Origin of the sequence: Actinoplanes sp. CA-015351, assembly GCF_050955685.1 — a bacterium.
GTDB lineage: Bacteria > Actinomycetota > Actinomycetes > Mycobacteriales > Micromonosporaceae > Actinoplanes.
The window spans coordinates 7,987,658-8,008,439 of the sequence record NZ_CP192102.1 but is presented as its reverse complement, the minus strand read 5'-3'; the positions used below and the strand labels follow the sequence as shown (position 1 = coordinate 8,008,439).

Annotated in this window: 22 protein-coding genes; 14 read left to right on the top strand and 8 right to left on the bottom strand. The window is 69.1% G+C overall.

Annotation, left to right across the window (positions count from 1 at the left end):
* Window positions 1-17: 17 nt before the first annotated feature.
* Genes pstC through pstB form a run of 3 tightly spaced genes read left to right on the top strand, consistent with a single transcriptional unit; the run spans window position 18 to window position 2,960 of the window.
* Complete coding sequence (gene pstC, locus ACQP2E_RS36465; protein ID WP_433827494.1) at window positions 18-1,088, top strand: phosphate ABC transporter permease subunit PstC; 1,071 nt, start codon at window positions 18-20, stop codon at window positions 1,086-1,088.
* Window positions 1,085-2,170, top strand: coding sequence for a phosphate ABC transporter permease PstA (pstA, locus tag ACQP2E_RS36460; protein WP_433827493.1), 1,086 nt, complete (start codon window positions 1,085-1,087; stop codon window positions 2,168-2,170). The genes pstC and pstA overlap by 4 nt, the downstream gene beginning before the upstream one ends.
* 13 nt (window positions 2,171-2,183) lie before the next feature.
* Window positions 2,184-2,960 (top strand): phosphate ABC transporter ATP-binding protein PstB, encoded by a 777-nt coding sequence (gene pstB, locus ACQP2E_RS36455; RefSeq protein WP_111649766.1) that lies wholly within the window; start codon window positions 2,184-2,186, stop codon window positions 2,958-2,960.
* A gap of 134 nt (window positions 2,961-3,094) precedes the next feature.
* Here pstB and ACQP2E_RS36450 read toward each other — a convergent pair whose 3' ends face one another.
* Entirely contained in the window at window positions 3,095-4,078 is a 984-nt protein-coding gene (locus tag ACQP2E_RS36450) for a Gfo/Idh/MocA family protein (RefSeq protein ID WP_433827492.1), read from the bottom strand.
* A gap of 71 nt (window positions 4,079-4,149) precedes the next feature.
* Here ACQP2E_RS36450 and ACQP2E_RS36445 point away from each other — a divergent pair, with 71 nt between their 5' ends.
* Window positions 4,150-5,004 (top strand): NUDIX hydrolase, encoded by an 855-nt coding sequence (locus ACQP2E_RS36445; RefSeq protein WP_433834211.1) that lies wholly within the window; start codon window positions 4,150-4,152, stop codon window positions 5,002-5,004.
* Window positions 5,005-5,339: 335 nt separating this feature from the next.
* Here the strand turns inward: ACQP2E_RS36445 and ACQP2E_RS36440 are convergent, their stop codons facing one another.
* From ACQP2E_RS36440 to ACQP2E_RS36425, 4 genes are all read right to left on the bottom strand, one after another.
* Window positions 5,340-6,584 carry an IS256 family transposase gene (locus tag ACQP2E_RS36440; RefSeq protein ID WP_433824898.1) on the bottom strand — a complete coding sequence of 415 codons (1,245 nt, stop codon included), beginning with the start codon at window positions 6,582-6,584 and terminating at the stop codon, window positions 5,340-5,342.
* Window positions 6,585-7,215: 631 nt separating this feature from the next.
* Window positions 7,216-8,220 carry an anion permease gene (locus ACQP2E_RS36435; RefSeq protein ID WP_433827491.1) on the bottom strand — a complete coding sequence of 335 codons (1,005 nt, stop codon included), beginning with the start codon at window positions 8,218-8,220 and terminating at the stop codon, window positions 7,216-7,218.
* Window positions 8,221-8,223: 3 nt separating this feature from the next.
* The gene (locus ACQP2E_RS36430) at window positions 8,224-8,850 is read right to left on the bottom strand and encodes a DUF47 domain-containing protein (RefSeq protein WP_433827490.1); all 627 of its coding nucleotides are present in this window, start codon (window positions 8,848-8,850) and stop codon (window positions 8,224-8,226) included.
* 86 nt (window positions 8,851-8,936) lie between these two features.
* Window positions 8,937-9,872: a hypothetical protein gene (locus ACQP2E_RS36425; RefSeq protein ID WP_433827489.1), complete on the bottom strand. Its 936-nt coding sequence runs from the start codon at window positions 9,870-9,872 to the stop codon at window positions 8,937-8,939.
* A 98-nt stretch (window positions 9,873-9,970) separates the two neighbouring features.
* On the opposite strand from ACQP2E_RS36425, the gene sigJ reads away from it, so the two are divergent.
* The gene (sigJ, locus tag ACQP2E_RS36420) at window positions 9,971-10,906 is read left to right on the top strand and encodes an RNA polymerase sigma factor SigJ (RefSeq protein ID WP_433827488.1); all 936 of its coding nucleotides are present in this window, start codon (window positions 9,971-9,973) and stop codon (window positions 10,904-10,906) included.
* Here sigJ and ACQP2E_RS36415 read toward each other — a convergent pair.
* On the bottom strand, window positions 10,889-11,395 hold the full coding sequence (locus tag ACQP2E_RS36415) for a DUF402 domain-containing protein (protein WP_433827487.1): 507 nt from the start codon (window positions 11,393-11,395) through the stop codon (window positions 10,889-10,891). The two genes, sigJ and ACQP2E_RS36415, sit on opposite strands and share 18 nt — an antisense overlap.
* A 155-nt stretch (window positions 11,396-11,550) precedes the next feature.
* Between ACQP2E_RS36415 and ACQP2E_RS36410 the strand changes: the two genes are divergently transcribed.
* Genes ACQP2E_RS36410 through ACQP2E_RS36400 form a run of 3 tightly spaced genes read left to right on the top strand, consistent with a single transcriptional unit; the run spans window position 11,551 to window position 14,775 of the window.
* Complete coding sequence (locus tag ACQP2E_RS36410; RefSeq protein ID WP_433834209.1) at window positions 11,551-13,458, top strand: ATP-dependent DNA helicase; 1,908 nt, start codon at window positions 11,551-11,553, stop codon at window positions 13,456-13,458.
* Entirely contained in the window at window positions 13,455-13,865 is a 411-nt protein-coding gene (locus tag ACQP2E_RS36405; RefSeq protein ID WP_433827486.1) for an NUDIX hydrolase, read from the top strand. Before ACQP2E_RS36410 ends, ACQP2E_RS36405 begins: the two co-directional genes overlap by 4 nt.
* Window positions 13,866-13,923: 58 nt before the next feature.
* The gene (locus ACQP2E_RS36400) at window positions 13,924-14,775 is read left to right on the top strand and encodes a hypothetical protein (protein WP_433827485.1); all 852 of its coding nucleotides are present in this window, start codon (window positions 13,924-13,926) and stop codon (window positions 14,773-14,775) included.
* Between the two features lie 4 nt (window positions 14,776-14,779).
* On the opposite strand, the gene ACQP2E_RS36395 is transcribed toward ACQP2E_RS36400, so the two are convergent.
* Window positions 14,780-15,154 (bottom strand): DsrE family protein, encoded by a 375-nt coding sequence (locus ACQP2E_RS36395; protein ID WP_433827484.1) that lies wholly within the window; start codon window positions 15,152-15,154, stop codon window positions 14,780-14,782.
* A 14-nt stretch (window positions 15,155-15,168) separates the two neighbouring features.
* Here ACQP2E_RS36395 and mtfM point away from each other — a divergent pair, with 14 nt between their 5' ends.
* Together mtfM and ACQP2E_RS36385 are read left to right on the top strand one after the other, a co-directional pair.
* Window positions 15,169-15,273 (top strand): small membrane protein MtfM, encoded by a 105-nt coding sequence (gene mtfM / locus ACQP2E_RS36390; RefSeq protein ID WP_041830316.1) that lies wholly within the window; start codon window positions 15,169-15,171, stop codon window positions 15,271-15,273.
* On the top strand, window positions 15,270-15,869 hold the full coding sequence (locus ACQP2E_RS36385) for an FABP family protein (RefSeq protein ID WP_433827483.1): 600 nt from the start codon (window positions 15,270-15,272) through the stop codon (window positions 15,867-15,869). The genes mtfM and ACQP2E_RS36385 overlap by 4 nt, the downstream gene beginning before the upstream one ends.
* A gap of 818 nt (window positions 15,870-16,687) precedes the next feature.
* Here the strand turns inward: ACQP2E_RS36385 and ACQP2E_RS36380 are convergent.
* A complete protein-coding gene (locus ACQP2E_RS36380; RefSeq protein WP_433827482.1) occupies window positions 16,688-17,467 on the bottom strand; it encodes an aminotransferase class IV in 780 nt (259 codons plus the stop codon).
* Between the two features lie 56 nt (window positions 17,468-17,523).
* On the opposite strand from ACQP2E_RS36380, the gene ACQP2E_RS36375 reads away from it, so the two are divergent.
* The 4 genes from ACQP2E_RS36375 to ACQP2E_RS36360 are packed head-to-tail and all read left to right on the top strand — an operon-like array spanning window position 17,524 to window position 20,713.
* Complete coding sequence (locus ACQP2E_RS36375) at window positions 17,524-17,922, top strand: Fur family transcriptional regulator (protein WP_181557839.1); 399 nt, start codon at window positions 17,524-17,526, stop codon at window positions 17,920-17,922.
* 8 nt (window positions 17,923-17,930) lie between these two features.
* Window positions 17,931-18,959 (top strand): YgfZ/GcvT domain-containing protein, encoded by a 1,029-nt coding sequence (locus ACQP2E_RS36370; RefSeq protein ID WP_433834206.1) that lies wholly within the window; start codon window positions 17,931-17,933, stop codon window positions 18,957-18,959.
* Between the two features lie 15 nt (window positions 18,960-18,974).
* Complete coding sequence (locus ACQP2E_RS36365) at window positions 18,975-19,808, top strand: 3-keto-5-aminohexanoate cleavage protein (protein ID WP_433827481.1); 834 nt, start codon at window positions 18,975-18,977, stop codon at window positions 19,806-19,808.
* Window positions 19,805-20,713: an asparaginase gene (locus tag ACQP2E_RS36360; protein ID WP_433827480.1), complete on the top strand. Its 909-nt coding sequence runs from the start codon at window positions 19,805-19,807 to the stop codon at window positions 20,711-20,713. Before ACQP2E_RS36365 ends, ACQP2E_RS36360 begins: the two co-directional genes overlap by 4 nt.
* The last annotated feature ends 69 nt before the right edge of the window (window positions 20,714-20,782 follow it).

The window sequence follows — 20,782 nt, the reverse complement described above, 5'->3', positions numbered from 1 at the left end:
CGACAGCGAGCGCGCAGATGGGTGACAACCCCTCCCGCTCGGTGAACGCCACCGCCGGCGACCTGGGCGTGACCAGTAACGGTCACGCCCAGGGCGCCGGCTCCGGCATGTCACCGAGCAGTTACGAGCCCCCGCTGGGTGGCGGCGGCGCCCTTCCCAAGAAGACCCGGTTCTCGATGGAGACAGGCTTTCGCGGCCTGTCCACGGCAGCCGGCTCGATGGTGCTCGTCATCATCGTTGCCATCGCCGTCTTCCTGGTCTCCAAGGCGGTACCCGCCCTCCAGGACAACACCGCGAACTTCCTGACCGAGAAGACGTGGTTCCCGAACGACGCCGAGCCGGTCTTCGGTATCGCGGCGCTCGCCTTCGGCACCCTGCTGAGCTCGGTCATCGCGCTCGTCATCGCGGTGCCGATCGCCCTGGCGATCGCGCTCTTCCTGTCGCACTACGCACCCAAGCGGCTCGCCACGCCGCTGGGTTTCGTGATCGACCTGCTCGCCGCAGTGCCCAGTGTGGTCTTCGGCCTCTGGGGTCGTGACGTTCTCCAGCAGCCGGTCCGGGAGTTCTCGGTCTGGCTCAACCACTACTTCGGCTGGCTGCCGATCTTCGGCGGCGAGGGCCCGTTCGGGCAGTCGATCATGCTCGGTGGCCTGGTGCTGGCGATCATGGTGCTGCCGATCGTCACCTCCCTGTCCCGCGAGGTCTTCCAGCAGACCCCGGGGATGAACGAGGAGGCGGCGCTGGCTCTCGGCGCCACCCGCTGGGAGATGATCCGCACCGCGGTCCTTCCGTACGGCAAGCCCGGCGTCATCGCCGCCGTGATGCTCGGCCTCGGCCGCGCGCTCGGTGAGACGATCGCCCTGGCGCTGACTCTCGGCATCACGTTCAACATCTCGTTCAACCTGATCCAGAACGGCGGTAACTCGATTGCCGCCAACATCGCGAACACCTTCGGCGAGGCCAACTCCACCGGCCGCGGCGCTCTGATCGCTTCCGGTCTGGTGCTCTTCGCGATCACACTGGTGGTCAACATGACGGCGCGGGCGATCATCTACCGCCGTCGCGAGTTCCGGGACAGTGCCGCATGAGTCTTCTCGAACGTGAAGCTGCCGGCGTCGTGATGACGCCGGACAACATCCGGACCAAGCAGCTCCCGCTCGTCGTCAACATCGGTGTCGCGCTCGCCGCGATCGTGCTGTCGGCCGTGGTCGTGCTCGGCACCGGCGTCGGCAACTGGGTGCTTGTCGCCGTGGTCGCCGTCGCTCTGTACCTGGTGGGCCTCTACTTCGCGGCCAGCCGGGTCGAGGGCCGCCGAGCCGCGAAGAACCGCACCATGCAGTCGCTGATCTACACGGCCTGCATCCTGGCGATCCTGCCGCTCGCCTCGGTGGTCTGGACGCTCGTGTCGAAGGGTGTCGAGCGCCTCGACGGCAACTTCTTCGGCAGCTCGATGAACAACATCAGCGCTCGGGACCCGGGCGGTGGCGCGTACCACGCGATCATCGGCACCCTGGAGCAGGTCGGCATCGCCGCCCTGATCGCCGTGCCGCTCGGTGTGCTCGGCGCGATCTACCTGGTCGAGTACGGCCGGGGCCGGTTCGCGGGCACGGTCCGCTTCTTCGTCGACGTCATGACGGGCATCCCGTCGATCGTGGCCGGTCTGTTCATCCTGTCGTTCTGGGTGCTGATCGTCAGCCCGTGGTTCAACGACGGAAACCCGCGCTTCTCCGGCTTCGCGGCCTCACTGGCGCTGACCGTGCTGATGCTGCCGACGATCGTCCGGTCGACGGAGGAGATGCTGCGCCTCGTGCCGGGTCCGCTGCGTGAGGGCTCGTACGCGCTGGGCGTACCCCAGTGGAAGACGATCCTGAAGGTCGTCCTCCCGACCGCCCTGCCCGGCATCGTCACCGGTGTCATGCTGGCGATCGCCCGTGCCGCCGGTGAGACCGCCCCGGTCCTGCTGGTCGCCGGTGGTGCTGCCGCGATCAACTTCGACCCGTTCGCCGGTAACCAGCAGTCGCTCGCGCTCTTCGTGTACCAGCAGGCGGGCGACGCCTCCCGGTACGCGCCGGCTCGCGCGTGGACAGCCGCGCTCACCCTGGTGGCGCTGGTGCTGGTCCTGACCATCGCCGCCAAGCTGCTCGCCCGTCGCAACAAGCTGTCCCGTTAGAAGGATGTCTCCAATGGCCAAGCGCATCGAGGCGAGCAACGTCTCCTCCTACTACGGTTCGTTCAAGGCGATCGACAGCGTCTCGATGGCCGTCGAGCCGAAGACGATCACCGCCCTGATCGGCCCGTCAGGCTGCGGCAAGTCGACGTTCCTGCGGTCCATCAACCGCATGCACGAGGTGCTGCCGAACGCCCGCATCGAGGGCCGGCTCACCATCGACGACCAGAACATCTACGACCCGGACGTCGACGTGACGGCCGTCCGTCGCATGATCGGCATGGTCTTCCAGCGGCCGAACCCGTTCCCGACGATGTCGATCTACGAGAACGCGGTCGCCGGGCTCAAGCTGAACGGCGTCAAGAAGAAGGCCGTCCTCGACGAGGCGGCCGAGAAGTCGCTGCGTTCGGCGAACCTCTGGGACGAGGTCAAGGACCGCCTCGACCGTCCCGGCGCCGGCCTCTCCGGTGGTCAGCAGCAGCGTCTCTGCATCGCCCGCACGATCGCCGTCGAGCCGCAGGTCGTCCTCATGGACGAGCCGTGTTCCGCGCTCGACCCGATCTCCACGCTGGCGATCGAGGACCTGATGTTCAAGCTGAAGGACCGCTTCACGATCATCATCGTGACGCACAACATGCAGCAGGCCGCCCGCGTCAGCGACAAGACCGGCTTCTTCTCGATCGACAAGACCGGCGACCCGGGCCGCCTCATCGAGTACGACGACACCCAGAAGATCTTCAGCAACCCCACGCAGAAGAAGACCGAGGACTACATCACCGGTCGCTTCGGCTAAGCCTTGTGAAATGCCGGTCCGGCTCACTGCCGGGCCGGCGCTTCTTTTTAGGTACGCGTCCTCAGCGGCACCGTCATTTCCCGGCACTGACGCCCGTTCCGCCGGCTCACACCGCCGGCGGCCCCGGCGTTTCGTCACGCTTGGTAGAAAACCCCGATCTCCTCGCGCAGCGCGTCGAGAAGAGCCATCACCTCAAGCGTCGTCTCGTGGCTGACCAGCGGACTTTCCAACTCCCCGGCGAGGAAGCAGCGCTGCGCCTCAGCCGCCTCGAACTGGTATCCGCTGCCCTCGAACGGGAACTCGAACTTCTCCGGCGCCTTGTTCGGCCGGTTCAGCACGAAACTGCGCGGAATGAAGAACCCCGGCGGCAGGTCGATCCGCCCGTCAGTACCGGTGATCGACGCCGCGTTCCGGCTCTCGCCATTGATGCTGCAGGTCAGAGCGGCCACCGCGCCGGCCTCGTACCCAAGAAGCACCCCGGTGTTCTCGTCCACCCGCTCCGGTGTCAGATGAGCCCAGGCATGCGCTTTCGCCGGGCTGCCGAGAAGCATGTGCGTCAGATGGATCGGGTAGACGCCCAGGTCGAGCAGCGCGCCACCACCCAGCTCCGGATCACGCAGCCGGTGCGAGGCGTCGAACGGCCCCTGCAGACCGAAGTCGGCGTGCACCGCGCTGACCCAGCCGATCGCACCCTCCTCGACCAGCTCAGCGATCTTGCGAATGGCCGGGTTGCACCGCATCCACATGGCCTCCATGAGGAAGACCCCTTTGGCGCGCGCCGCCTGGATGACCTGAGCCGTGGACGCCAGATCAAGCGTGATCGGCTTCTCGACCAGCACCGCTTTACCGGCCTCCACGCAGAGCATCGCGCCTTCGAAGTGGAACGCGTGCGGCGTCGCGATGTAGACGATGTCGACACCGTCGTCGGCGGCGAGATCCGCATAGGAGCCGTGCGCCCGCGCGAACCCGTGCCGCTGCGCGAATGCCTCCGCAGTGGCCAGGGAACGCGACCCGACAGCGGCCAGCTCGGCCCCCTCAACCAGCGGCAGGTCGGCGGCGAATGTGCTGGCGATCCCGCCGGGGCCGAGTATGCCCCAGCGCACCTTCTGTCCGTTCATGATCGATACCGTATCGCCCGAACCGCCCCCAGTGGCAGGATCGACCGGTGACCGACTCCCTTCCGCCCGCCATGCTCAAGCGGGCGCGCGAGTTCACCGGCCCGCCCGCGGCGGCCCGCCCCGCGGCGACGGTGGTCCTTCTCCGACCTTCCGGCCAGGCTTTCCAGGTGTACGTCCTGAGGCGCCGCACAACAATGGTCTTCGGCGGCGTTTACGCGTTTCCTGGCGGCGTCGTGGACCCGTCGGACCGCCCGACGACGATCCGCAGCGACTGGGCCGCTCGGCTGGGCGTCCCGGAGGAGCAGGCCCACGCGGTGGTGGGCGCGGCGGCCAGAGAGCTGTTCGAGGAGACAGGCGTCCTGCTGGCCGCCCCCATCTCCGAGCCAGACCACACGGTGAGGATGCCTCCACCCGACGACTTGGCCTCGTCCGGCGGGTTGGCTTCGTCGGGCGGGTTGGCTTCGTCCGGCGGGTTGGCCTCGTCCGGCGGGTTGGTTTCGTCCGGCGTTGATGGCTGGGAGGCCGATCGGGCAGCGGTGCAACGCCGCGAACTCTCGATGACCGAACTGCTGGACCGCCGCGGCCTGCGCCTCCGCGACGACCTCCTGGTTCCCTGGTCCCGCTGGATCACCCCGGAGTTCGAACCCCGCCGTTTCGACACCTGGTTCTTCGCCGCCCTCATGCCGGAATCCCAGCAAACCCGCGACGTATCCGGCGAAGCCGACCGAACAGCCTGGGTAGACCCGTCAGCCGTAGCGGACCTACCGATGCTCCCGCCCACCCGCCACACGCTCGCCCAGATGGCAGCGTGCGGAACCCCAGCCGGCGTAATCACCGCATCAGCCCACCGAGACGCGGCAACCCCGGTCCAGCCCCAGATCAAGCTGACCCCGGACGGCCAGGCAACCTTCCACCTACCAACCTGACCAACCCACCGCATCCGCATCCGCATCCGCATCCGCACCCGGAGCCGTAGCCACCGCCGCAGTTGAAGCCGCAGCCCACGCCACCCGCCGCCTCGTCTCCGGGCTGCCTTGTTTGCGGGCTGCCTTGTTTGCGGGCCGCCTGGCTTGCGCTCGCGGCTCCGCAAATCGGACTCAGCGCTGCCGCAAGCGCTGGCCGGCCGTGGGTGCCGGATGCGCGAACTCCGGGAACGACTCGCGTGGACAGGAGCACACCCAAGGCAAGAATTGGGTAGACGAGGGTCACGTCCGCTGGCGTGGTGTAAGAGGCGGCCAGCGCTGATCCGTGTGTGTTGATCTTATGCGGCGATCGCGGTGGTTTCGACGATTTCGGTGTCGTGTTGCTCGGTATCGATGCTGGTCAGGCGTGCTTTACGGAGAACATCAAGGCCCATGTAGCGGCGTCCTTCGACCCATTCGTCGGTTTGCTCGGCCAGGACCGCGCCGACGAGGCGGATGATCGCGGCCCGGTTCGGGAAGATCCCGACAACGTCGGTGCGGCGCCGGATCTCCTTGTTCAAGCGTTCTTGCGGGTTGTTCGACCAGATCTGACGCCACAGCTCCCGCGGGAACCCGGTGAAGGCGAGCAGGTCACCGCGGGCGTCGTCGAGGTGCTCGGCCGCGTCGGGGAACTTCGCGGCGATCGTGTCGAGAACCCGCTCGAACTGCGCCCGGACAGCGTCGGCGTCGGGCTGGTCGAAAATTGTACGGACCAGCGTCGCGACCCACGGCTGTGCGCTCTTCGGGACCTTCGCGAGCAAATTACGCAGGTAGTGGGTGCGGCAGCGCTGCCACTGCGCCCCCGGCAGCGCGGCGCCGATCGCGTTGACCAGACCACGGTGAGCGTCGGAGACGACCAGACGGACCCCGGACAGCCCACGGGCGGTCAACGAGCGCAGGAACGCCAGCCAGCCGGCACCGTCCTCGTCGGACGTGACGTCGAGACCCAGTACCTCACGGCCGCCGTCACCGTTGACACCGACCGCGACCAGGGCGTGCACGTTCACCGTCCGGCCGTTCTCCCGCACCTTGATGACCAGGGCATCGACCCACACAAACGTGTACGGGCCGGCGTCCAGAGGCCGGTTACGGAACGCCTCGACCTGGACATCGAGGTGGCGGGCCATCTCCGAGACCTGCGACTTCGACAGAGACTTGACGCCGAGCTGCTCGACAAGTTTCTCCACCCGCCGTGTCGACACGCCAAGCAGATACGACGTCGCGACCACACTGACCAGGGCCTGTTCAGCCCGGCGCCGGTGTTCGAGCAGCCAGTCCGGAAAGTATGAACCCGTGCGCAGTTTCGGGATCGCCAGCTCGACCGTGCCGGCCCGGGTGTCCCACTCCCGCTGGCGGTATCCGTTACGCGAGTTGGTGCGCTCGTCGCTGCGTTCGCCGTAGCCGGCCCCGCACAGGGCGTCGGCCTCAGCAGACATCAACGCGTCCGCGAAAGTTTTCACCATCGCCCGCAGTACATCAGGGCTCGCCGATTCCAGATGCTGGCCCAGCAGCTCAGCGACGTTCAAACTCTCTGTTGCGGCCATCGCAGGTCTCTCCTTCGTGATCTTCAAGCAATCCGAAGGATCTGCGGTGGCCGCCTCTTACGTCCCGGAAAGTCCAGGTCGTACACCACTTCGGTGGACGTGACCGTAGACGAGGTCGCACGCAATCTCACCGTGCGCTTTCATCCATGCCAGGGCCGAGACGAGATCACACACTGGCGCTACGTGATCCCCGGTCACCGCCGCCCGCCCCTTGCGTGTGCTCGCAGCGAGGGCAGCGTGAAGAGGAGCCCACGGTGGGCCCTGAATTCGCCCCGCAACGGTCTGGCTGGCTGCCAAGCTGTTTCGCGGACTCTGAGACGGCCGTAAGAGCCAGCGGATCGGACTTTAGGCAGATCCGCCCGCCCATCCGCTAGCGCGCCCATCCGTCAGCCCGCCCGCGAGTCCGCCTGCTCGGCCAGTCCGTCAGCCGGCGTGCCGGCCAGCCCGTTAGCGCTTGGCCGCTCGCTAGCCCGCACCTACCGCCTGCGCCGCCGCCTGCGCCGCCGCCCGCACCTACCGCCTGCGCCGCCGCCTGCGCCGCCGTCGGCGTGGCTGGCTGGGTGCTCGTCGGCTTGGGTGCTTGTTCTCGCTTGCCGTGCCCGTCCCCGCTCCTGATCAGGAGCGGGGACCGTCAGAACAGGGGGCGGACCACCACGTAGATCAGGCAGGCGATCAAAGCTGCCGCCGGGAACGTGGTGACCCAGGCGATGACGATGTTGCCGGCTACGTTCCAGCGGACCGCGCTCAGGCGTTTCGTTGCGCCGACGCCCATGATGGCTGAGGTGATCGTATGGGTGGTGGAGATCGGGGCGTGCAGGACCTGGGCGTTGAAGAACAGCACCGCGCTGGCCACCGTCTCGGCGGCGAAGCCCTCCGCCGGGCCCAGGTCGATGATTTTCCGGCCCAGGGTGCGGATGATGCGCCAGCCGCCGGCGTACGTGCCGAGGGCCAGCATCGTGGCGGACGCCCAGTAGACCCACTCGGGGATGTGTGTCGCGGAGCTCTGGTAGCCACCCGTGTACAGAGCCAGCACCACGATGCCCATCGTCTTCGCGGCGTCCTGCATGCCGTGGCCGACGGACATCGCGGCGGCGGAGAAGGTCTGCGCCAGCCGGAAGCCGCGGTTCAGTTTCCCGGGGTGTCCACGCCGGAAGATCCACATGATGGCGACCATCATGATGAAGCCGAGGATCAGGCCGACCACTGGCGAGACGACCATCGGCACCAGCACCTTGGTGACGATGTTGCCCCACTGGACCTCGCCGAACGAGGCGATCAGCGTGGCGCCGACGAGCCCGCCGAACAGGGCGTGTGACGAGCTGGAGGGCAGCCCGAAATACCAGGTGATCAGGTTCCAGGTGATCGCGCCGAGCACGCCGGCGAAGACGACGCCGAGGCTGGGTACGCCCACCGGCAGGCTGACCAGGTCGTCGCCGACCGTCTTGGCGACCTCTGTCCCGAGGTGCGCACCGACGAAGTTGCCGACGGCGGCCATGGCGAGCGCGACCCGGGGTGTCAGCGCCCGGGTGCTGACGCTTGTGGCGATCGCGTTCGCGGCGTCGTGGAAGCCGTTGGTGTAGTCGAACGCCATCGCGGCGAGGATCACCGCCACGACGGCGATGAGCTGGGGGTCCAAGGCCTAGGACTCCTTGACCGCGATGGTCTCGACGGTGTTCGCCACGTGTTCGAAGGCGTCGCAGGCGGCTTCCAGCTCGTCCACGACCTCCTTCATCTTGAGAACCGTGAGAGCGTCGTATTCACCGGAGAAAAGACGGACGAGCAGCATTCGGTACGCCCGGTCCCCGTCGTTCTCCAGCCGATTGATCTCGATCCAGTACTCCTCGAGGCCCTTCATCGAGCGCAGTCGCGGCATCGCCTCGGCGGTGATTTTCGCCTGCTGGTCGAGGACCGTCACAAGCTCATGCATCTCGCGGGGCAGCGACGGCAACTCGGTGAGTCCGTAGAGGTAGAGCAGGTTGCCGGCGGCTTCGAGGTGGTCCATCACGTCGTCGAGCTGTGAGCCCAGCGAGTAGATGTCCTCCCGGTCGAACGGGGTGATGAAGGTCGAGTTGATCTTCTTGTAGAGCTGGTGGGTGATCGAGTCGCTGTCGTGCTCCACGTCGCTGAGCCGGTCCGACACCGATTGCACGTCAACGCCAGGCAGCGCCAGCTCGTTGAGCAGCTCGGTGCCTTTGACCAGGTTGTACGCCGCCTTGGTGAAGAGGTCGTAGAACGCGCCCTCGACGGGACGGAATGAAAACTTCACGGCGTGGACCCTCTATCGACGGCTTTTTGTTGGATCTCCGCAGGGCATGTTATCGGTCCACGCTGCTTGACCCGTTCGCCACGGTCCTAAACGGTCTCGTGACGCCCGGTGACGTGAGGGCGGGGCGCGGCGCGGCGTACGGCCCGGGTCGGCACGTGCGGCAGTGGCGCCGGGCTGGCCGGGTGCTTGCGCAGATGCTTCGCGAGTCCACTCAGATCGGTATCCGCGATCACGTCGACTCCGGCGGCGCCGAGTTCGGTCCAGACCGCCGCCCGGGCCTTGCGGGAGCCGTCGGGAAGGCCGGAGATCCGTACGGTCCGGCGGTCCTCATGTGCGGCCCGGACCAGCGCGTGCAACTGGTGCCGTTCCTCGGCGGTGATCGTGTCGCGGCCGTCCCAGCCGAACCGGCGGCTCCATGACTCGCTGATCATCGGCGCGAGCGACGGCGGTGCGGAGCGGGTGCCGAGGTCGTCGAAGGTGCCCTCGGCGAACGCGTACCGATCGCGCTGTGCGGCGAGCAGCTCGCGCACGTCGACGATGCCGGTGACCGTCACGGTTACCACGCTCGGCGACAGCAGGCCGTCCCGGAACCGGCTCAGCAGGCCGGCGTGGTCGCGCAGCTGCTGGTCGAGCATCCGGTAGGCACGGAACAGCGTCTCGGTGTCCCGGCTCTGCCCGCCGAACTCGACCACCAGCCGGAACGGGGCCCGCTGGTCGCGGTAGAGCTTGCCGTCGCCGGCCTTGGCCCGGTTGAACAGCGGGGCGAGCACGAGGCGCCGCAGGGTCCGCCCGGGTTGCGGTGCGCCCGGCCCGAGGAAGAGCTCGCCGCGTGGTCCGGGGACCACCGGCACGGTCATCCCGGTCAGCCCGAGGCGCAGCACGCCGGGCAGCGGGTCGGTGTCGGTTTCCCGGAGCAGCGCGTGCCCGGCCGCGAGGCAGGGCCGGTTCCTGCGGCGCACTGCGACCGCGGCCGCGCCGCCGGCACCGGCGAGCCCTGCGAGGCTACCCGCGATAGTCGCCACGTCCTGCACGGTCCACCATCCGATACGTACGATTTGCGTGTTTTATACTGTGGCATAAGTGATACCGGCAGCCGGTCATCTCGCGCAGAATTCCTCCTATGCCGCCGCCGACCGGAATGCCGCGCGGAAAATCGCCCGGAGAACCGACTGACGCCACCGAGGACGCCACCGAGTTCGAGGCTCACCGCGCTTACCTCACCGCTGTCGCCTACCGGATGCTCGGCAATCGCGCGGAGGCCGAGGACGCCGTACAGGAGGCCTGGCTGCGCTACGCGCAGCAGACCGAAGAGATCAGAGACCCGCGCGGCTGGCTCACGACGGTCACCGCGCGCATCTGCCTGGACCAGCTCAATTCAGCCCGGGTACGCCGAGCCGCGTACCCGGGTCAGTGGCTGCCCGCCTATTTCGTGGATCCGGACGCCGGCCCCGCCGAGCTCGCGGAGCTGGCCGACCAGGTGAGCGTCGCCCTGCTCGTGGTGCTCGAACGGCTGACACCCGAGCAGCGGGTCGCGTTTGTACTGCACGACGCGTTCGCGGTGCCGTTCGACGAGGTGGCCACGGTCCTGGACACCACACCGGCAGCGGCGCGGCAGCACGCGAGCCGGGGTCGCCGCGCGGTCGCCGACGGCGGGATCAAGCACACCGCTGGGCTGGCCGAGCAGCGCCGGGCGCTCGACGCGTTCCTGGCCGCGGCGCAGAGCGGTGACGTGGTCGCGCTCGCTGCGGTGCTGGCGCCCGAGGTGGTCGCGATCAGTGACGGCGGCGGCCTGGTCCGTACCGCGATCAACGTGGTGGGCGGCGCCGACAAGGTGGCCCGCTTCTACGCCGGGCTGCTCGGGCACAAGCTCGCCGGGATCACCGACATCAAGGTCGAGCCGGTGCTTGTCAACGGCGGTGCGGCGATGCTGCTGCGCGGCAGCCGGCCGGACGGTCACCCGCTTCTCGCGGTGCTCACGGTCGCTGTCGACCAGGGCCGGATCACCGGCCTGTTCAACCAGCAGAACCCGGAGAAGTTGTTATTGGGTGACCTCTGACAGGTGCTTGCGGTGATGCGTGGCGAACGGCTCGGTGCCGTCGCCCAGCGCCGTGATCAGATGCCGGGCGGCCGCCTGCGCGTTCACCACGACTTCCTCCGGGTAACCGAAAGCCTTGCGGTGTTCCTCGAACTCATCCTCGTCGCGAAGCTCGACGACGCCGGTCTCGCGACGGCGGACCGCGTCCAGGTCGAGGTCGACGATGTGGACCGTGTCACCTTCCCAGCGCGCCGGGGTGGTGATGTCGCAGTAGACCTCGCTGGTCCGCGGCGGCGGGTTGAACATCCCCGTCCACCAGGCGTAATGCGGGATGAGCAGGACGAACGGGATCTGCTCCACCGACGGCCGGCCGTGGTAGACCGACGGGGTTCCGCGCGTCACACCGACCCAGATGCCGAGGTCGTCCTCGGCCAGGCGGCGGGCCGGGTAGTCACGATGAGCTGATCCGTCGTACTTCGTGTAGATGACCCGGACCATCTCGCTCGGCATGAGGTGCACCCTAGCGGTGGTCCGGTTCTGTCGGTGGTGGCGGGTACGGTTCCTGCGTGCCCGCAGCTACCCGAAAAAAGGCGACCGCCGAGCAGCTTCTCGCAGCGGCGGTCGGCGCCGTGCCAGGCGGAAGCACCCGCCCCGGCCAGCAGGCCATGGTCGACGCGATCGACAAGGCCGTCAAGGACCGAAAGCATCTGCTCGTCCAGGCCGGCACGGGCACTGGCAAGAGCCTCGGTTACCTGACACCGTCCCTGCTGGTGGACGGTCCGGTCGTGGTCTCCACGGCCACCCTCGCCCTGCAGAACCAGCTGGTCGAGCACGATCTGCCGCGCCTGGCGCAGGCGGTCGAGCCGGTCCTCGGCCGCAAACCCAGCTTCGCCGTGCTCAAAGGGCGTCACCACTACCTCTGCGTGGCGAAACTCGAGCACGCCGACGAGGAGGCCCCGTCCGACACGCTCTTCGACGACGCGCCCGCGCCCAAGGCCGGGCAGTGGCTCGGCGAGGCGGGTCGGCTCGGCAAGCAGATCCAGCGTGTCCGGGCCTGGGCCGACAAGACCGAGACCGGCGACCGCGACGAGCTCGACCCCGGCGTCGACGACACGGCCTGGCGCTCGGTGTCGATGCCGGCGCGGGACTGCGTCGGAGCGGGCCGCTGCCCGTACGGCGCTGAGTGCTTCGCCGAGGCTTCCCGGGTCCGCGCCCGCGAGGCCGACATCGTGGTGACGAACCACAGCCTGCTCGCCGTCGACATGCTGGCCGAGCGGCAGATCGTCCCGCCGCACAAGCTGCTCGTCGTCGACGAGGCGCACGAGCTGGCCGATCGGGTCTCTTCGGCCGCGCAGGCCGAGCTCACCCCGGAGGCGATCGAGCGAGCCGGCCGCCGCGCCCGCACCATGATCACGCCCGTCGCGGCCGAGCAGCTCGCCGAGTCGGCCGACGCGCTCACCATCGGCCTCGCCGAGGCGCCCGCCGGCCGGATCACCAGCGGCCTGCCGGAGCAGCTGCGGGTCGCGGTCACCCTGCTCGAGTCGGCGACCCGGGCCGGGTTGAGCGCGATCGGCGAGGTAAAATCCGACGATTCCGACCCGGTCGGCAAGCAGCAGGCCAAAGCCGTGCTGGACGAGCTCTCCACGACCGCGCAGCGGGTGCTGGAGGAAGACGACTTCGACGTCGCCTGGGTGGAGAAATCCGACCTGGGCAACGGCCGCCGCGCTCTCGTGGTGGCGCCGCTCTCGGTCGCCGGCACGCTCTCGCAGAGCCTTTACACGGACCGGACGGTCGTGGTCACCTCGGCGACTCTGACGCTCGGCGGCCGGTTCGACACGGTGGCCCGCTCGCTGGGCCTGCCGGCCGCCACACCGGGGCCGGACGGCGAGGCGACCTCCGGCGAGGGCTGGACGTCGCTGGACGTCGGTTCCCCGTTCGACTACCCCAAACAGGGGATTCTCTACGTCGCGGCGCACCTGCCCCGGCCGGCCCAGTCGGGCCTGCCCGACGCGGCGGGCGCCGAGCTGCTCAAGATGGTCGAGGCGCTCGGTGGGCGTACCCTCGGGCTCTTTTCCTCGCGCAAGGCCGCGCAGCAGGCCGCTGAGCTGTTGCGTGCCAAGACCGACCTGCCGATCCTGCTGCAGGGTGACGAGACGTTGCCGATCCTGGTCCGCAAGTTCAAGGAGCAGAAAGAGAGCTGTCTGTTCGGGGTGATGTCGCTCTGGCAGGGCGTCGACGTGCCGGGTGACGCATGCCAGCTCGTGGTGATCGACCGGCTGCCGTTCCCACGGCCTGACGAGCCGCTCGCTGCGGCCCGTTCGGCGGCGGTGGACTCGACCGGCGGCTCCGGCTTCTCGGCGGTGAGCGTGCCGATCGCCGCGGTCCGGCTGGCGCAGGGGGTCGGCCGGCTGATCCGGTCGAGCGGCGACAAGGGCGTGGTCGCGGTCCTCGACTCGCGGCTGGAGACGGCCCGGGGTTACGGCGCCTTCCTGCGCAGGTCGCTGCCCCCGTTCTGGTACACGACCCGTTCCGACGTGGCGCTCGGCGCCCTGAACAGGCTGGCGAAAAGTTGAAGCGGGTTGCCTGCACCTTCCTGGTCGACACGTCCGGCGCGATCCTGCTCCAGCTGCGTGACGAGCATGCGCCCTACTACCCGGACGTCTGGGGGCTCCCGGGCGGCGAGATCGAGCCGGGGGAGACGCCGGAGCAGGGTGCGGCCCGCGAGCTTCTTGAGGAGTCCGCTCTGCGGGCGGACGGGCCGCTGCGCCTCTTCGTCCGGCAGGACCTGCCCGAGCACCAGCGGGAGAAGCACTACTTCTACGGCGTGACGCGCGCGACCCAGGCCGACGTGGTGCTCGGCGAGGGTGCCGCGATGGTCTTCGTGCCGGCCGCCGAGGTGCTGGGCCGGCCGTTCACCCCGGGCAGCGCCGAGGTCATCGAGCGGTTCCTGGCCTCACCGGAGTACGCATCTCTGCGATGAGATCGACGGGGTCGATGAGCACCGGCGGCGGGCCGACGGCGAGATGGCGGATGGCACCATGTCAGCCGTGACGGCGAAAGGGCGGCGCCTGCGGACCGCCGCGGTGGTGACCGCGTGGGTCGCGGTGCTGCTCGCGGTCAGCTTCTGGTCGGTGCGCAAGGACCCGCCGACGGTCGCCGAGCAGCGTGACATCGCCGAAGCGATGCCGGAGCTGAACCGTGCGACCGGATCACTGTTCGCCGCTGCGGCCGGCGACGACCGCTGGGTGCTGCGCCTCGGCGAGCTGCGGATCGAGGACTGCTCGATCACACCGGTGCGGCCGGGCCGGGTGGCGAGCCGCGATCTCACCGTTTTCGTGCCGGAGGGTGAGGCCCGCACCGCGCTGGACGCGATCGCCGCCGGACTGCCGGACGGATACCAGCCGTCGGTGATGGCGATGCGCGGCGGGACGCGGCTGTCGCTTTATGCCGACGCGGGCGTCTTCATCGCGATCGAGGCCGAGGCGCTCTCGGTCGACCAGCATCTGACGATCCGGGTCGACTCCGGCTGTCGCCCGGCGAGCGGGACGGCGCAGACCACTGACCCGGTGGCCGGGCCGGCGCCGGCGTCACTCGCCGCGGTGCTGGCTGCCCTCAAGGCCGGCACACCGGCTGAGCCGGGGGCCAGCGCGCCGGCTCAGCCGCGGACTCGGGCGGTGACATGTCCGGACGGTGGGACGGCGGCCACGTTCGTGGCTGACGGTGGGACGGCTGATCCTGAGGACGGGCCGCGCGGGGTGCCGGACGGGGCGGTGCCGGTTTGGGGTGATGCGGGCGGTTGGGCGTACCGAATGGGGTCTGAATCGGTCGTGGTGACCGCCCAGGGTGAGCGGCTGCAGGTGAGCGTGACCACCGCTTGCCGTGCGGGTTGAGTTCTTAATACACGAGCGCCTGGGCGTTCTCGGACATGATCTCTTCGACGAAGACCGCGGCACCGGCGATCCGGATGCCTGGCAGGACGTCGTCCGGACCGATGTCGCGGCGGGCCGCGCACTGTGTGCAGAGGGTGACCCGGCCTGCCGCCAGGATCGCTTCGAGCAGGTCCGGCAGGGGAGCGGCGTGCGGGAGCTCGAACTCGGCGGCCCGGCCCGGCAGCGCGAACCAGGCGGACTCGCCGGTCAGCCAGAGCGAGACGTCCACCCCGGAAGCGACCGCGGTGCTCGCCACGGTGAAAGCCTGTGAGCTGCGCTCGGGCGCATCCGCTCCGGAGGTGGCCTTGACGACCAGCAAACGTGCCATACCGGCCAGCATAGGATGGGCGCGTCATGGTTACGGAGATCGGGTTCGTGAGCCTGCTGGTTGCCGCCTTGGGCGCGCTGGCGGGCGGTTTCGGCTATCTGGCCGTTCGTATTTCGAGGGGGCGTTGGTGAGCACCGAGCAGGAGAACCCGCTGGGGCCGCCGCCGTGGCTGAACGCGCCACCGGTTGCCCGCTATCCCTACGAGGACACCCACGACCTGCGGTCGGGGCCGGACCTCAATCCGGCGCTGCTCGGCCTGCTGCCGTTCGTGGGCCTCTGGCGAGGTCGGGGGCAGGGCGGTTACCCGCAGGAGAACGACTACAACTTCGCCCAGGAGATCCGGATCAGCCACGACGGCCGGGCGTTCCTGCGCTACGAGTCGCGGGCCTGGCTGCTCGACGACGAGTCGGAACCGATCGGGCCGGCGCTGACCGAGTCCGGGTTCTGGCGTCCGGTCCTGATCGACGGGCGTCCGGGCGACGAGATGGAAGCCACGATGATCCGCCCGGACGGGGTGGCCGAGCTCTACATGGGCAAGGCCGCGACGACCCGGCTGGAGATGGGCACGGATGCGGTGGCCTATACGCCGTCGGGCCTGCATGTGACGGGTGGGCACCGGTTGTTCGGGGTGGTCGAGGGCGCGCTGCTGTACGCCCACGAGATCTCGATCGACAACAGCGGCCTGCAGCCACACATGTCAGCGCGGTTGTTGCGCATCGGAGGCTGACGCTCCGGCGTGCCGAGCGCTGTTTCGTGTTGAGCGCTGTTTCGTGTTGAGCGCTGTTTCGTGTTGAGCGCTGTTTCGTGTTGAGCGCTGTTTCGTGTCGAGCCGTAGCTGGAGTAGGTCATCGGGGCGGATGACCTACGCCAGCTACGGCTCGTGGCAGTGGCCGGGGGCTCGGCGGCGGGCGGGCCGGCGCGCATCTCGGAGGCGACCTCACCGAGTGGCTGCAGCGGCTTCATCGAGCGGCCTCACCGACCCGAACCCTGCGCCGATCTTGGCAACTCGCGGCTGAATTGGCGGCCAGATTGCCGAGATCGCGGGGGGTTAGGGCAGGCGGCGGCGATGCGGGCACACGTATGGGCTGGCGGCGGCGGTGCGGGCACACGTATGGGCTGGCGGCGGCGATGCGGGCACACGTATGGGGCCGGCAGCGCTGGTGAGGGCCCACCGAGTGCGTGTGTGAGCTCCTGCCTCGGTCCTGGCGTGGACGAAGTCGCACCGAGTCGTTGCGTGCGCTTTCGTCGACGTGGTCGCGCTGCTGCGTGCGTTTTCGTCGACGTGGTCGTGTCGTGCGTGGGCTTTGTCCTCGCGGTCGTGTCGGACCGTTCGCTGCATGATCGGCTGGCCGAAGCGATCAGCGCCTCCGGACGGCCGGCGTGGGGCGTCGACGCCCGTGATCACCCCGCGCGAGAGGCGGTGGGCGCACGCAGAAACGCTTACCCGCGGGCGGTGGGCGTACACAGAAACGCTTACCCGCGGGCGGTGGGCGTACGCGGAACGCATGCGTGCGCTGGCCGCACTCGCCCCTGCCGGGATCGTGGTTACTGGAAGCCGAGCAGGGTCAGGAGGCGGGGGGTCCAGGGGGAACGGGGGCGTTCTGCCCCGTCGAGACTTGTCACTTCGGCTAAGCCTCGGACCGATGAGGCCAGCCAGATCGCTTCGGCGCCGGCCAGTTCGGGTGCGGTGATCATTTGCTGCCGTGCATCGAGCCCCACCGAGGAAACCGCAGACAGCAGGTGGGCTGCGGTGATGCCGGGCAGGATTCCGGCCTCGGCCGGCGGGACCGTGTGGAGCACCCCGCCGGACAGCCAGATGATCGAGGCTGTCGGGGCTTCCAAGGCGTACCCCTCGGTGGAGAGCCAGACCACGTCGTCGGCGGAATGGCGCGTCGCCCAGCGGCGAGCGGCGAAGTTGCCCGCGTAGGAGAGTGACTTGGCCGCTGTGATGGACCAGGGCGGGATTGCGCGGATCGAGACGCCCAGGCCGGCGGTCAGGACGCGGATGCCGTCGCGGCGTTCGCGGAGGATGTTCGGCGGGATCTCGGCGACGGAGACGTGGATGAGGCCGCTGCGGGTGTAGACGGCGCGGGCCATCGCTTCGCCCGACAAATCGGAAATGTCGGTCAAGCGCGCTCGCGCCTCGGTCAAGCGCGCTCGCACCTCGGCCAGCGGCGGCTCCGGCATGTCGAGCAGCGCGGCCGACGACGCCAGCCTCGCCAGATGCTCTTCCAGCAGCCACGGCCCGGACGGCCGCACGTGCATCGTTTCGAAGACGCCGTCGCCGAGCAGGTCGCCGGGCGAGACCAGGATCCGCTCGGTCACAACTGTCGAAAATAGCGAACTATGCTTCAACCGTGTCCGCCACATCGCTAGCCGCCATGCTGCGTGAGCGTGGACTGAGGCTCACCCCGCAGCGCCAGCTGATTCTGGAAGCGGTCCACGAGCTCGGTCACGCGACTCCGGAGTCCGTGCACAACGCAGTCCGCGAGCGTGCGGCCGGCGTCAACATCACCACGGTTTACCGGACCTTGGAGCTGCTCGAAGAGCTCGGCCTGGTCAACCACACCCACCTGTCGCACGGCTCACCGACCTACCATGCGGCCGGCGAGGACCAGCACGTTCACCTGGTCTGCCGGGCCTGCGGCTCGATCGCGGAGGTGGATCCGGCGGTGATGCTGCCGGTCACCGAGCGCCTGCGTGACGAGCGTGACTTCCGGGTCGATGTGGGCCACGTGTCCCTTTTCGGGGTCTGCGGCAATTGCAAGGAGAGCGCGTGACCGTCGTCATGGTCGAGGACCTCGACCCCAAGTCCCCCGACGCCGGTGTTCCGGCCCACTTCGGTGACCCGATGCGTGAGCAGCGCCTGCTGGAGACAGCGGTCGGCCTGGTCGACCGCTCCAACCGAGACGTGATCGCGGTGCCGGGCGAGGAGCGGGCCAGCTGGCTGCACACCCTGACAACTCAGCATTTGTCGGACTTGTCCAGCGGGCAGGCCAGCGAACTCCTCGTCCTCTCGCCGAACGGGCACGTCGAGCAGCACGCGTTCATCACCGAGGACGGCGCGACGGCTTGGCTCGACACCGAGCCGGGCGCGGGCGCCGGCCTGCTCAAATACCTCACGATGATGCGCTTCTTCACCAAGGTGGAGCCGCGTGACGCGTCATCCGAGCTTGCGGTCCTCTCGCTCGTCGGTCCGGGTGCGGCCGATCTCGTCCCCGGCCTCGCCGAACCCCGGGTGGGTGCGGTGCCAGGCCCGAAATTTGCCGCCGGCTCGGTGCCTCCCGAGCCGACGAGCCTCTATTCGGTACGGGATTTCGAAGGCGGCCTGGCGCGTCGAGTCCCGCTCGGTGTCGACCTGCTGGTGCCCCGCGCCGCCAAGACCGCGGTGATCGAGAAACTGGGGGTGGCCCGGGCCGGCCTGTGGGCGTACGAATCGGTCCGGGTGGCCACCCGGACGCCGCGGCTGGGCTGGGAGACCGATCACCGGACGATTCCGCCGGAGGCCGGGCTCCTCGCCGCCGGTGTGCACCTGGACAAGGGCTGTTACCGAGGCCAGGAAACCGTTGCCCGGGTGCATCACCTCGGCAAGCCTCCGCGCCGCCTGGTGCTGCTGCACCTGGACGGGATCGCCTCCGACCACCCGCCCGTGCAGGGCACTCCGGTCGAGCTGGACGGCCGTGCCGTCGGCTTCATCGGCACCGCGGTCCGCCACCACGAGCTCGGCATGATCGCGCTGGCGGTGCTCAAACGGAACGTGCCGGACGACGCTCGCCTCTCCGTGGGGGAATCGGCAGCCGCCATCGACCCCGCCTAGGGCAGGATGGGCCGCATGACCGGGACCTTGATCACCGTCGCCCCGACCGGCGCGGAGAGCAGCAAGGCGGACGTGCCGGCTCTGCCAGTGACCCTGGATGAGCTCGTGTCGACCGCGAAAGAGTGTGAGGCGCTCGGCGCCTCGATCGTTCACGTGCACATCCGGGACGCTGATGCCCGGCCGACCCTGGACCAGGGCCGGCTGCGGGCGACCGTCGAGGGTCTGCGCGAGGCCACCGGCCTGATCGTGCAGCTCTCCTCGGGCGGCGCGGTCACCGACCCGGAATCGGACCGGCTCGCGGTGCTGGACGCCGGCCCGGAGATGGCCTCCTGCACGATGGGCACGGTCAATTTCGGTGACGGCGTGTTCCTGAACCGCTGGGAATTCATCGTCGACCTGCACACCCGGATGCAGGAGCGCGGCATCGTGCCGGAATACGAGATCTTCGACCTCGGCCAGCTGACCTCGCTGCAGCGGCTGCTCGGCAAGTACGGCCTGCCGTTCGGCGGTCACGTGCACGTCGACCTGGTGATGGGCGTGCCGGGCGGAATGCCGGGCACGGCGGCCGCGCTTGTCGCCTGCGAGCAGGTGATCCGCGATCTGCCGGAAGGCACCACGTTCTCGGCGACCGGGATCGGCCGCAGCACGCTGCCGGTGATGCTGGCGTCGCTGTCCGCCGGCGGCCACCTGCGGGTCGGACTGGAGGACACCCTGACGTACGCAAAAGGCCGCCCCGTCGAATCGAACATGCAGCTCGTGGCTCGCGCCGTCGGTTTCGCCCAGCTGGCCCAGCGCCCGCCACTGACCCCGGCCAAGGCCCGCGACCTGCTCGGAGTGCCAGCCCGATGATCGTTGCTGAAGTCGTCCGTTCGGGTTTCGTGGAGTCCACCCACCACGGCATCGTGGCAATGACAAAGGGCACGTCTTTCGGTGATGTCGAGAGCCCGTTCTTCCCTCGCTCCTCCAACAAGCCGCTGCAGACCGTCGGCCTGCTCACCTCCGGGCTGGTCCCGCGCGAGGAGGCCGACCTGGCCCTGATGAGCGGCAGCCACGACGGCGAGTCGTTCCACGTGGAACGGGTCCGGGCGATCCTGGACGCCGCCGGCCTGGGCGTCGAGGCGTTGCGCTGCCCGGCTGACCTGCCGCTCGGCGAGACCCCGCGGAACGCCTGGCTGCGCGGCGGGGGCGAGGCCGAGCCGATCCTGATGAACTGTTCGGGCAAGCATGCCGGGATGCTCGCGACCTGTGTGGTCAACGGCTGGGCCCTTGACTCGTACCTTGAAATTGATCATCCGCTGCAGAAAGCTCTCGGCGACGCGGTGAGCCGGCTCGCCGGCGAGCCGATCGCGGCGCTCGGTGTCGACGGTTGCGGCGCGCCGATCTTCGCGATCTCACCGCTCGGGCTGGCCCGGGCGTTCCTGCGGCTGGTCGAGGCGGAGCCGGGCACGCCGGAACGCCGGGTGGCCGACGCCATGCGAGCACATCCGTCGCTCGTGGCGGGCACCGGCACCGAGGACACCGTGCTGATGACCGCGATGCCCGGCCTGCTCGCGAAGAAGGGCGCCGACGGGGTCTCGGCGGCCGCCTTGCCCGGTGTCGGCGCGGTGGCGCTCAAGATCTCGGACGGGTCGTCCCGCGCGCGCATGCCGGTATTGCTCTCTGCTTTAAGCCGCCTTGGCCTGGAAACTCCCGCTCTGCCAGAGCTGATCTTCGGCGGCGGCCGCCCGGTCGGTGAAATTCGCGCAGTTTGGTGAATGGCGTGGTGACTCGGTTCACGCTAGCTGTTGCAAGCAAAATGCTTGCAACAGCTAGCACTCCGAGCT

What these genes read in the sequence shown, in the direction of transcription:
- ACQP2E_RS36440 (WP_433824898.1), bottom strand. Translation starts at nt 6,584, where the DNA reads ATGGCCGCAACAGAGAGTTTGAACGTCGCTGAGCTGCTGGGCCAGCAT.
- ACQP2E_RS36370 (WP_433834206.1), top strand. Translation starts at nt 17,931, where the DNA reads ATGGTCGAGGACCTCGACCCCAAGTCCCCCGACGCCGGTGTTCCGGCC.
- ACQP2E_RS36365 (WP_433827481.1), top strand. Translation starts at nt 18,975, where the DNA reads ATGACCGGGACCTTGATCACCGTCGCCCCGACCGGCGCGGAGAGCAGC.
- pstA (WP_433827493.1), top strand. Translation starts at nt 1,085, where the DNA reads ATGAGTCTTCTCGAACGTGAAGCTGCCGGCGTCGTGATGACGCCGGAC.
- ACQP2E_RS36445 (WP_433834211.1), top strand. Translation starts at nt 4,150, where the DNA reads ATGCTCAAGCGGGCGCGCGAGTTCACCGGCCCGCCCGCGGCGGCCCGC.
- pstB (WP_111649766.1), top strand. Translation starts at nt 2,184, where the DNA reads ATGGCCAAGCGCATCGAGGCGAGCAACGTCTCCTCCTACTACGGTTCG.
- ACQP2E_RS36400 (WP_433827485.1), top strand. Translation starts at nt 13,924, where the DNA reads ATGTCAGCCGTGACGGCGAAAGGGCGGCGCCTGCGGACCGCCGCGGTG.
- ACQP2E_RS36410 (WP_433834209.1), top strand. Translation starts at nt 11,551, where the DNA reads ATGGTCGACGCGATCGACAAGGCCGTCAAGGACCGAAAGCATCTGCTC.
- pstC (WP_433827494.1), top strand. Translation starts at nt 18, where the DNA reads ATGGGTGACAACCCCTCCCGCTCGGTGAACGCCACCGCCGGCGACCTG.
- ACQP2E_RS36450 (WP_433827492.1), bottom strand. Translation starts at nt 4,078, where the DNA reads ATGAACGGACAGAAGGTGCGCTGGGGCATACTCGGCCCCGGCGGGATC.
- ACQP2E_RS36375 (WP_181557839.1), top strand. Translation starts at nt 17,524, where the DNA reads ATGCTGCGTGAGCGTGGACTGAGGCTCACCCCGCAGCGCCAGCTGATT.
- ACQP2E_RS36395 (WP_433827484.1), bottom strand. Translation starts at nt 15,154, where the DNA reads ATGCTGGCCGGTATGGCACGTTTGCTGGTCGTCAAGGCCACCTCCGGA.
- mtfM (WP_041830316.1), top strand. Translation starts at nt 15,169, where the DNA reads ATGGTTACGGAGATCGGGTTCGTGAGCCTGCTGGTTGCCGCCTTGGGC.
- ACQP2E_RS36415 (WP_433827487.1), bottom strand. Translation starts at nt 11,395, where the DNA reads ATGCCGAGCGAGATGGTCCGGGTCATCTACACGAAGTACGACGGATCA.
- ACQP2E_RS36360 (WP_433827480.1), top strand. Translation starts at nt 19,805, where the DNA reads ATGATCGTTGCTGAAGTCGTCCGTTCGGGTTTCGTGGAGTCCACCCAC.
- sigJ (WP_433827488.1), top strand. Translation starts at nt 9,971, where the DNA reads ATGCCGCCGCCGACCGGAATGCCGCGCGGAAAATCGCCCGGAGAACCG.